This is a genomic window from Lysobacter tyrosinilyticus, from assembly GCF_054779815.1.
Genome location: NZ_BAAGXN010000023.1, coordinates 1 through 9,853 on the forward strand (window position 1 = coordinate 1; position 9,853 = coordinate 9,853).

Annotated in this window: 11 protein-coding genes; all 11 read left to right on the forward strand. The window is 57.1% G+C overall.

Going from position 1 to position 9,853, the window contains the following annotated elements; genetic code table 11:
* The first annotated feature begins 414 nt into the window (after positions 1-414).
* Positions 415-753 carry a hypothetical protein gene (locus ACYVGK_RS17890; RefSeq protein ID WP_460736229.1) on the forward strand — a complete coding sequence of 113 codons (339 nt, stop codon included), beginning with the start codon at positions 415-417 and terminating at the stop codon, positions 751-753.
* 437 nt (positions 754-1,190) lie between these two features.
* Positions 1,191-1,667: a hypothetical protein gene (locus ACYVGK_RS17895; RefSeq protein WP_460736231.1), complete on the forward strand. Its 477-nt coding sequence runs from the start codon at positions 1,191-1,193 to the stop codon at positions 1,665-1,667.
* Positions 1,668-1,736: 69 nt separating this feature from the next.
* Entirely contained in the window at positions 1,737-2,123 is a 387-nt protein-coding gene (locus ACYVGK_RS17900; RefSeq protein WP_460736233.1) for a hypothetical protein, read from the forward strand.
* Positions 2,124-2,568: 445 nt separating this feature from the next.
* On the forward strand, positions 2,569-2,910 hold the full coding sequence (locus ACYVGK_RS17905; protein WP_460736235.1) for a hypothetical protein: 342 nt from the start codon (positions 2,569-2,571) through the stop codon (positions 2,908-2,910).
* A 68-nt stretch (positions 2,911-2,978) separates the two neighbouring features.
* Positions 2,979-3,605 (forward strand): hypothetical protein, encoded by a 627-nt coding sequence (locus ACYVGK_RS17910; RefSeq protein ID WP_460736237.1) that lies wholly within the window; start codon positions 2,979-2,981, stop codon positions 3,603-3,605.
* 378 nt (positions 3,606-3,983) lie between these two features.
* On the forward strand, positions 3,984-4,436 hold the full coding sequence (locus ACYVGK_RS17915; RefSeq protein WP_460736239.1) for a hypothetical protein: 453 nt from the start codon (positions 3,984-3,986) through the stop codon (positions 4,434-4,436).
* Between the two features lie 57 nt (positions 4,437-4,493).
* Complete coding sequence (locus ACYVGK_RS17920) at positions 4,494-4,916, forward strand: DUF7684 family protein (RefSeq protein WP_460736241.1); 423 nt, start codon at positions 4,494-4,496, stop codon at positions 4,914-4,916.
* Positions 4,917-7,107: 2,191 nt separating this feature from the next.
* Positions 7,108-7,347, forward strand: coding sequence for a hypothetical protein (locus tag ACYVGK_RS17925; protein WP_460736243.1), 240 nt, complete (start codon positions 7,108-7,110; stop codon positions 7,345-7,347).
* A gap of 890 nt (positions 7,348-8,237) precedes the next feature.
* Positions 8,238-8,681, forward strand: a complete 444-nt coding sequence (locus tag ACYVGK_RS17930; RefSeq protein ID WP_460736245.1) for a hypothetical protein — start codon at positions 8,238-8,240, stop codon at positions 8,679-8,681.
* A gap of 57 nt (positions 8,682-8,738) precedes the next feature.
* Positions 8,739-9,143, forward strand: coding sequence for a hypothetical protein (locus ACYVGK_RS17935; RefSeq protein WP_460736247.1), 405 nt, complete (start codon positions 8,739-8,741; stop codon positions 9,141-9,143).
* Positions 9,144-9,213: 70 nt separating this feature from the next.
* Positions 9,214-9,789, forward strand: coding sequence for a tetratricopeptide repeat protein (locus ACYVGK_RS17940; RefSeq protein WP_460736249.1), 576 nt, complete (start codon positions 9,214-9,216; stop codon positions 9,787-9,789).
* Positions 9,790-9,853: the final 64 nt, after the last annotated feature.

Genomic DNA, 9,853 nt, shown 5'->3' on the forward strand with positions numbered 1-9,853 from the left:
GTCCAATGCCTAACAATTCATTCAAGCCGAAGCCGCTTCGCGGCTCGGCTTAATTCAGGCGTTAGGCCGCTCACACACATCCACGTCCATGTCCGTTCCAATCGACAGATCGCAATGGTCCTCCGCCAGTCAGCGCACTGATGGACACTACGACTCAAGAGCGACCGAGTATGAGGGCATACGTTGCAAATGCTGCGTTTGCTACAGCTCGTTTGTCTTCTCGCCAGAACAGCAAAAGATTGCGTACGAGACCCAAAAGCGGTTCGTTTGGTATCTTCCAACCAAGTGTGAGGAATGTTCCAAACTGAAGGACTGACGGTCGCTAATGCCCATTCGCCACGGGCAGCGGCCTAACAATTCATTCAAGCCGAAGCCGCTTCGCGGCTCGGCTTAATTCAGGCGTTAGGGCCCAAGATGAGCTCCCCCGCAGATACAGCAAAGCTAGAAAAGATCATGCTCGTGTGCGCCCTTAAAGCGCTGGACAAAGAGCCTCCCAAGTTCACCAAGGCCGGCTGGGATGTATGGCTTTACGCCGCCCAGGGGCTTTTGATTGGACTCGCCTTCAACTGGCTGACGTCGAGGTATCAGGGTGCCGCCTGGCTCAGGTTTATTGAGCCAATCTTGGCGTTCTTGCTGGGCGCATTCTTGGTGTACATGGTGTTCTGGGCCTTCTTGAGGGGCCTATCGTTCTTCCTCAAGCCATTCATTGATCGGCCCGCAGTCGAAGCTCGTTTGCGCGAGCTTGGGCCCTAACAATTCATTCAAGCCGAAGCCGCTTCGCGGCTCGGCTTAATTCAGGCGTTAGGCCCCCCGTAAACGACCATGTCGCAGCCCAAGTCAATTGACTATCAGATCCACTTTGCCGCGGCACTGGTCGCAGCTCTCCTCATGTGGGCCGCTGGCTCATGGAGCCTGGAGAGTGGCTTCCGGATTGCCGCGCTTCTTGCTTGGGGCACCTTTGCACTTGCCATTTTGTACGCCGTCATTGCATGGGTGCTTGCTGCTCAAGCACGACTCAAGGCTAAACGCGAGGGTTCTAGGGACAGTGCAAACCACTGATAACGTCGCCCTCGTTGATAGTTTGGTTCTCTGGCCTCGGACACACGTGCCGGGGCCTAACAATTCATTCAAGCCGAAGCCGCTTCGCGGCTCGGCTTAATTCAGGCGTTAGGCGCTACAGGGAGGTAGCAATGAGTCTGTTGGGAGCAGCAATTGGTCTGGTAGTTGTGCTTACTGCGGCTATTACCCTTTTGGCAATAGTTCGCTTCTCCATCATTTCCCCTTGGATCACCCGCACGTCACAGAGTGACCTGCGGCATCCCGATACCGTGGGCACTGAGAGGCTTGTCGGCTTCACGCTGCCGCCCGAGACCGAGAGCTTCTTTCAGTCAGTTCCGTTTCTGGAATCATTTGAGTTCGTTCTCGCGGCGCCCTCTGGTAAACGCTGGGAGATTGGTAGGTTTTATCCACTTACTCCTCGGCATGTCCGCGAGAATCAGAAGGTGCACGGCATTAAGGCCGTCCCACTCGCCGCAGACCTGGACAAGGGTGTATATGTTTTGCTTCCGGGCGGCGCTATCGCCCACCAACCGCCCGGCGCGCACGCCCAAGTTGTGACGGTTTGTCAGTCGCTGCGTGAGTTGGCTGGCTTCAAGGTCGTCGGGTAGCGCCTAACAATTCATTCAAGCCGAAGCCGCTTCGCGGCTCGGCTTAATTCAGGCGTTAGGCGGCTTAGCATGTTCCTCGCACGTTATTTATGCGCCGTGTTCCTCTCCGCTGTCTCGCTGGCGGTAGACGCCGGCGAGAAAATTATCCTGCCGTCGGACCCGGCAACTTGGAACGGCGACTTCTCACGTGTCGCACAATCCACGGCCAAGTGTGCTGGCGGCGACATCGAGCAACTCGGACGACGCATGGTCCTCTCTCAGCCCTATTCCCCGTCTGAGTTTGAGGCATTCCATCGGGGAGGCCTCCCCTTCAGTGGTCTTTCGGACTCTGATCGGTTTTATTCCTTTTACTCTCGCTCCGCGTCGCCTGGCGGACGCTTCTGGGCTTTTGGTGGTTTCGTAGTGGTACGCGGTGCGTGCATCATCCACGCTGAGGTGACTACCTATGACAACTAGGGAGCCGCCTAACAATTCATTCAAGCCGAAGCCGCTTCGCGGCTCGGCTTAATTCAGGCGTTAGGCCCCGCACTATGATTCTCGCAAAAGCAACCTTGGTAGCTGGCCCTCACCACGACAAGTACGCGCCAGGCACGTCACTGCCTGCGCTTCTCTTCGTAAACGTTCGCACCTCCGATGAGTTGGATGAGGCAGTCTCCCGCGAGCTTGCCCAACTTGGTTGGGCCACGATGGCAATTGAGCGGTACAAGGACGTCACGGACCATGGCCAGTTTGAGGGTAAGGACTCGCCGGAGGCTTCGGCGTTCCGGGACGCTCTAGAGAATGGCTTTGGTATCGTTGTTTACCCGTAGGCGGGCGGCGCCTAACAATTCATTCAAGCCGAAGCCGCTTCGCGGCTCGGCTTAATTCAGGCGTTAGGCCCCTTTCCGCGATCGGACAGTCCATGAAGGCACTGCATCTCGTTCTGCTACTCATCCTCGCCGGATTCTCTTGCAGCTCGCTTGCGGCGGATGTGCCAGATGAATCTCCTCATGCCGCGGCAATCCGCTTGGTCATGACATCCCGCAGCGCCGAAGTCCGCAAGCTAGATCAAAACCCGGACTGGTGGCATGACACAAAAGAACGTGCTTGGTCAGCCAAGCGCCCCTTTGGCCCCGGCATCGTCGATAGCACTCACTATTTTCAGGTCAGCTACTCTATTGATGGTCAGGTCGTCGGCACTTGGTCGGTCAACACTCGCACAGGCCAGGTTGCCGGCGCAGGCGAGTCGCTATGGATTGAGTGACGGGGCCTAACAATTCATTCAAGCCGAAGCCGCTTCGCGGCTCGGCTTAATTCAGGCGTTAGACGCGCATGTCATCATTCCTGTCCGGCGAGTTCTTCCTCAAAAACCGTCCAAACGGAGGCACCGTCGTTCTCCGACGGACCGTCTTCATTTCGGCGCTTCTCTACTTACTGGCCATTGGGTTCAAGTCGCGACTCGCTCCAGGTGCCACCTGGCATCCCGACTGGACGGTCGCCCGCGATCTCATCTCAGAAACACTCCCATGGTTTGGGGCCATTTTTGCCGGCGTATATGTTGCTCTGTACTCTCGCTTTGCGTCGCAATGGAACTACTTGGCGAGTCTCTACAACCAGATCATGAGCACCTTGGTTGAGCATCCTCCGGCCGGGTCAACCTCAGAAGAAATGCTCGCCCTTTGGCAGGCTGGATTCATCGAGGATGCCGAGGATCTACACCTTGCTCGCAAGCCAATGTTTGCTTCCGTTATTGCAAGCATGCTCGATGAAAAGGCAGTAAGAGATGCCTACATTGCCTACGCACCAGGCGGCGAACCCCGCCTAAGGCAACTGGAGGCAGCAGTTGAGCGGGTACTTTCTCGCAGCCGCAATAAGCACTCTCTTGGTGCAGTCCCTGAGCCAGCTCCTGCTTCAGCGCCACCTGCGCAGATTCAACCTGACGCCGAACCTTCCGGGTAGCGCGTCTAACAATTCATTCAAGCCGAAGCCGCTTCGCGGCTCGGCTTAATTCAGGCGTTATACGTGGGCAAAAGACGGGCGATGCGCGCCGGTACGCAGGCGCTGCGGGTAAGGCCCGCAAGCCCGCGCTCGACTTCACCCGTTCGCTCCGCTCGGCTACCGGAAACATGGCTGGATTCACTTGGGCGGCGCCTTCGGCGCCGGATGTGCAAACACCGGCCTCACACTCTCCCCGGCTTACGTCGGCTGATTCCCTGCTCCCGCCTGCAGCAGCTACCGTTACACTCCGTCTCTGCGCCGCTTACCGTGGCGTATAACCACTCAATGCAGCCGAAGCCGCTTCGCGGCTCGGCTAATTTCGAGCGTTAGGCCCGCATCATGGATCGTCGCTATCGCAAAAGAATGCAAGCCTACTGGGCACGTGCGGAGGCGCGTGGGCGCCGCAACATCGACCGTCTCGACCTGACGAGTTGGTTTGACTACTGGCACACTCACGTCGATTGGTATGGCCGGGGTAATACTCGCCCAGAGAACGGGCCAGAGATTGCGGCCACAACGGTTCGACTGCTGCAGCACTTGGAAATGCTCGCGAAAGATCGCTCGGAGCCTATCCAGCTTTGGGCAACCCTATGCGGCAACACCATGGACAATGCGGTGTATGCCCACTCGCAAAACCCCAACGGGAGCCCCTACCCTCATGATTATCATGCGGTTACCTGGGATCCACCTGTTCCGGATTGGGTGGCAGCTGCGGTCCCAAGTGGTACGCACCAGATCGGCATGGCCAACTATGACGGCGAGGTTGTTTACCTTGTTCGGCAGCGGGCCTAACAATTCATTCAAGCCGAAGCCGCTTCGCGGCTCGGCTTAATTCAGGCGTTAGGCCTCATGCCAAGCACTCCCGCGTACATACATCTCGCTCGTGGCTCAACCCCGCCAGACCTGGGTGCACGCTCGCCATTCCGCGCAGTAGTAATAGCGGAGCAAGCCGTTCCGACGGACTGGCAAGATGAGGTGAGCGATTGGCTTGTCCGTTCTGGCTGCCTCTTTATGACGGCCTGGGGCCACGGCTGCAGCTCCTGGGATGATTCCGTCGATATGGCAAATCTTCGAGCCTTTGACTACGGCGACGTCCCGGACGACCAATTTGTCATGACCTCATGGCACGAGAATGAGCAACTATCCGAGGTGTTCTCTTTCGCAAAACACCACGCTTTTCACGGCGAGGTCGAGCTGCAGCGGACAGTACTTGTACATATCGCTGATAGCTCCAAAGAGCCATCCCTGCTACAGGCCTACGATGAGGCCTAACAATTCATTCAAGCCGAAGCCGCTTCGCGGCTCGGCTTAATTCAGGCGTTAGGCCGCTATGCAAACTTTCATTCGGCTCATAGCAATAGCGATGCTGGCGACGGCCTGCTCAGCGACCGCTCCGCTTGCCCGTCAAGTAGACCAACATTGAGTTCACCGGCCGCCTCAGTGGCCCTGGCAAAGAAGGGCTATTCGTTCTCCTGTCGGGAGAGGCGGTCTATCTCGCCGACTACCTTGGACCAATCCGCATCGGCACAAAAGTCTTGGTACGGGGCAAGCTCCAGTGGGTAGGTGACGCCTCTGCTTGTCCCGCGGATGTAGATTGTCCCTATGCCGCACAGATGGCCCACTACTTCATCGAGGGTGCGCATGTCCAAGTCGCGCCCTAACAATTCATTCAAGCCGAAGCCGCTTCGCGGCTCGGCTTAATTCAGGCGTTAGGCGGTGCAACTGCGACTATGCAGTGGTCATAACGCCGGTCACTCCGCCGTTGTTTGCCAGCGCCGTCCGGCGCACTAGGCGGCAAGATTGATAGCTCCGGATGCGAACCCGGCTGCCAGAGTCCTGTCGCACTTGACGGCAAAAGCTTTTCCGGTGGCAGCCAACTGCAGGCCACTCGCCCACCTGCCCCGGGCTCTGCCAAGCCAAGCTCGCTTCGGTCACTCCTCGGCGCCTTCCTGCTCAAGCTTCGGTTAGAGTTGCCTGGACCGCGGCGGCGCGCCCGATGTTCCTCGGGGTTGTCACCGCCTAACAATTCATTCAAGCCGAAAACCAATCGCTACGCGATTGTTTTCGGCTTAATTCAGGCGTTAGGGCCCAATGAGCGTATTACGGCAACTGTTGGTCATAAGTGCATTTGCACTCGCAGCTCTACTGCTCATAGCCGGCGTAATGGCCGGTGTTGCTGCGGTGGATTCAGCAGCCCATAGCAACTCACTGCTCAGCCCATTCTTTGCGGCAATGGTCACCTTTTGCTACACACTTGCCCTTGGCACACTGCCGGCCTTGCTACTTGGAGCGCCTGGTTACGTCTTTCTTCTCCGCACAAACCGTGCGCATTGGCATTACGTCTTGGCGCTTGGGGTCATGCCTGGTATCGCAGTCTTACCATTGGACTTAAACATTGGCTTCTGGGCTATCGGTTGCGGCGGAGTCGTGGCTCTTCTGACTCACTTTGCGCGCCGTCGGTTGGGCCCTAACAATTCATTCAAGCCGAAGCCGCTTCGCGGCTCGGCTTAATTCAGGCGTTAGACCTGTGAACAACCATCGAGCAGTTTTCGACCCAAAAGTCATTGATTCGTGGTCCGCGCAAATCGCGGAACACGATCGCGGCTTTGGACGGATCAAAACCTACTTGCTCTGCGCGCTCGCGCTTCTAGGAGCGTGGCAATTTCTGGCACCATCCCCAACCAGTACCCTGCTGTTCTTTAGTGTCGCAGCGGGATTGGTTATTGCCAGCTTTATTGGCAAATCGGAACTCACCTGCCCTAATTGCAAGAAGGTTCCTTTCAGCGCCAGACTGCGAGGAGACGTGGCCGAAACGACGGACATTTGCAATCACTGCCATTACTGGCTCAAGAGCCCGTATTCCGACCGTGACGGGACACAGGTCTAACAATTCATTCAAGCCGAAGCCGCTTCGCGGCTCGGCTTAATTCAGGCGTTAGACCTGCGCGATGCAGAATCCATACTTGCCACCAAGAGCAACTGAACCTACCTCAAGCTTAAGTGTGCGGCGGCCTTTCCTTGTCTATCCGATCGCGATCCTTTGTTTGATTCCCGCGACAGCCTTCACCTTTGTTATTGCGTTAGATCCTCGCCACGCACTCTGGTCTTTGCGCGGGGTCGCTCTGCTAGAGCTTGCTTCGGGGACTACCTTCGCATTTGGTCTAGCCTTGGCTGGAGCACTTCTGTTTTTTCTACGCAGACTAAGCCTCTGGATTCTCGTCGGCTGTCTGGCATTGTGCTTTCTGCGGGCATCAACTGTATCGCCATCCGCAAGCGTTGATCTTGCCTTCGCCCTGAGCATTTCATTGGTTTTGGCATACTGTTTCTACTTAGGTCGCCGCGGCTTGCTCCAGTAGCCGCAGGTCTAACAATTCATTCAAGCCGAAGCCGCTTCGCGGCTCGGCTTAATTCAGGCGTTAGGCCGCTGATCGGCGCCCCGAAATCCAGAGCGAGATTTCCTGCAATGCACAGAATCGTCCGGCCAATCGCAATATTCGCCCTGCTCTATCTCACGTTCGGCTCGATTTTCTACATCGGGCTTCCTCGCCTCATAGAGTGGCATTTTGCAAACTGCGCCACATCCACAGCAGTTTGCTCGCTGTCATCCACCTTCCTGTCCTACTGGTGGCTTGCGTTGCTGCCCGTCCTGGTCATCGTTACCCTGCTTATCAATCGGGTCTTTGCCAGACGGCACGCGGCCTAACAATTCATTCAAGCCGAAGCCGCTTCGCGGCTCGGCTTAATTCAGGCGTTAGCGCCCAATGCGAGCACTTCTACTATTCGCCGTTCTTATCGCACTCTGCCCCGCTGCGGATGCGGCCTCATTGCTCGGTAAGCTCGGGCTGAAAAGCGGCATGACGTACTCGACGGCCAAAGCGCGCATGGCCCGCCTTGGCTGGGCCATTGATACGTCGGAGCCGGTCAACTGGGTGGCTTACCCAAAAACGCCTGAGGTCCTTTGTGGGCGTGGCTGGGATGCCGTTTGCTCGGTCAGGTTCACGAGAAACGGTGAGGCTGTCATGCTTACGCTCAAGCCTCTAGTCGACCATCTCAAGGTTATCGACGCTGAGAGCGATTAAAGGCCCACACCTTCTGGTCGCGGTGTTGGGCGCTAACAATTCATTCAAGCCGAAGCCGCTTCGCGGCTCGGCTTAATTCAGGCGTTATGCGTGGTCAAAAGACCGGCGATGCGCGCCGGCGCGAAGCGCTGCAGGTAACGCTCGCAAAGCCCGCACTCGATCTCTCTCGCTCGCGCCGCTGGGCTTGCGGTCACATGGCTGGATTCACCCTGGCGGCGCCTCCGGCGCCGGATGGGCAAGCACCCGCCACTCGCTCCCCGCGCTTCCGTCCAGTGATTGCCGCATCCCGATTGTCCCGGGCTAAGATCTCTTCAGCGTCCACGGCTCACTGTTCTCCGTGGCTGCATAACAATTCATTCAAGCCGAAGCCGCTTCGCGGCTCGGCTTAATTCAGGCGTTAGGCCCCATGTGCCACTTCGTAACTGCCGTCCTTCCAGACACAGCCCCTCACGCCGAGCTTGATGCAATTGCGCGCAAGCACGGCAGGCAGCTCCGCCCGTTGGCTAGCCCGAGCATGGAACGGCAACTTGGTCGTGCCCAGCGATACTTCCTCACCACGCTTGGTCATTGTGACTGCGGAACTGTCCTGGGCTCTCACTACCAACGGACCCGTCGAGCCCCAGATTGGGCGACCGAGGAGCAGCGCCTTCTCAAAAAGGGATGGAGCAAGTCCAAAGTGGCTCGGGCAATAGCCCAAAAGCAGGAAAGTTCTGCAAGCTCTGATAAGGCCAATGACGATGCAAGCGCCACTGAGTTGGCGTCATGGGTAAGCCTTATCGACGAGATTATTGCCTCGGGCACACGCGAGTTTGGTGTGCTGCTACATTCGTACCGAGGCTCTCTTGACGAGGACATTCAACTCAAAGGAACAGAGTACGTTGCTGCCACTGATGTGCGCGGCGAAACGCTCTGCCAAATCCGAGAGGATGTGCTTTATGTCTTCCGGGATGGGGCCTAACAATTCATTCAAGCCGAAGCCGCTTCGCGGCTCGGCTTAATTCAGGCGTTAGGCAGCATGATCAAGATCATCGCAACTGCAGCAGCCCTCCTCCTAGCCTCCGCCTGCAGCGCTGAGGTCAAGAGCCATTACCCGACCGTTTCGCTTGTTGAAACGGACGGCTCCGGAAAGGATGTAAGAGAGCTCAGGTTTGAGCTCACTGACCGCCCGGCCAAGACGTGCATTTCAGGCAACTGGAAACAGGCGTCCGTATTGACTGATACCAATGGCTACACCAAGAGTCCGGCCTACATAATGGCTGACGGCAAGCTAGAGGTACTTTTAGTCAACACCATGTGTGACGCCTATGACTCATATTCCGGGACCATCACGGACAACAAGTTTTCCGGCGAGCACGTAGCTTATGGACTTGGCTGGAGCAAAACTCTTGGCAAGGTCTCTGGCGCATATTCAACGCCGTGAGCATGCTGCCTAACAATTCATTCAAGCCGAAGCCGCTTCGCGGCTCGGCTTAATTCAGGCGTTAGCGCTCATGAAGAAGGTTCTTTTGCTCTCTTTGTTACTGCTCCCAGCTTGCTCGCGCGCCGATGACCCTTGCGCCGACTTGACTGATACAGCCATTGGCGCGGCTCTTGAGGATCCTACGGATACCTACAACTTGGCTGTGGAGTTCTATACAGGCAAGTGCGTCGAGAAAGACTATGGAAAGGCCGCCAAGCTTTGGGAGAGAGCTGCCTCCTCTGGCGTGACATCCGCCAAGAACAATCTTGGATACCTACTGTCTGAGGGGCTGGGAGTTAAGAAGGACGAAACTCGAGCTGCCGCACTTTGGCTGGAGGCAGCTCGGGTCGGTCACGCTGAGTCGCAAGTCCACCTTGGAAATGCCTTCTTTTATGGCTACGGAGTACCTAAGGATCAGGTTAGGGGCTTAGCCTGGGTTCTCCACGCAGCTCAAGCTGCCGTCGATGACCCTGACACTGGCGGAGGACCCGCCGTCCTCAAGCAGGCGCAGGATGAGCAAGCCCAAATGCTTAAAGTTGCTCCAGAGCTACTGGAGCCAGCCAAGGCCTTCATCGAGCGACTTGGAGTCGCCCGGCATGAGCGCTAACAATTCATTCAAGCCGAAGCCGCTTCGCGGCTCGGCTTAATTCAGGCGTTAGGCCCCACATGAG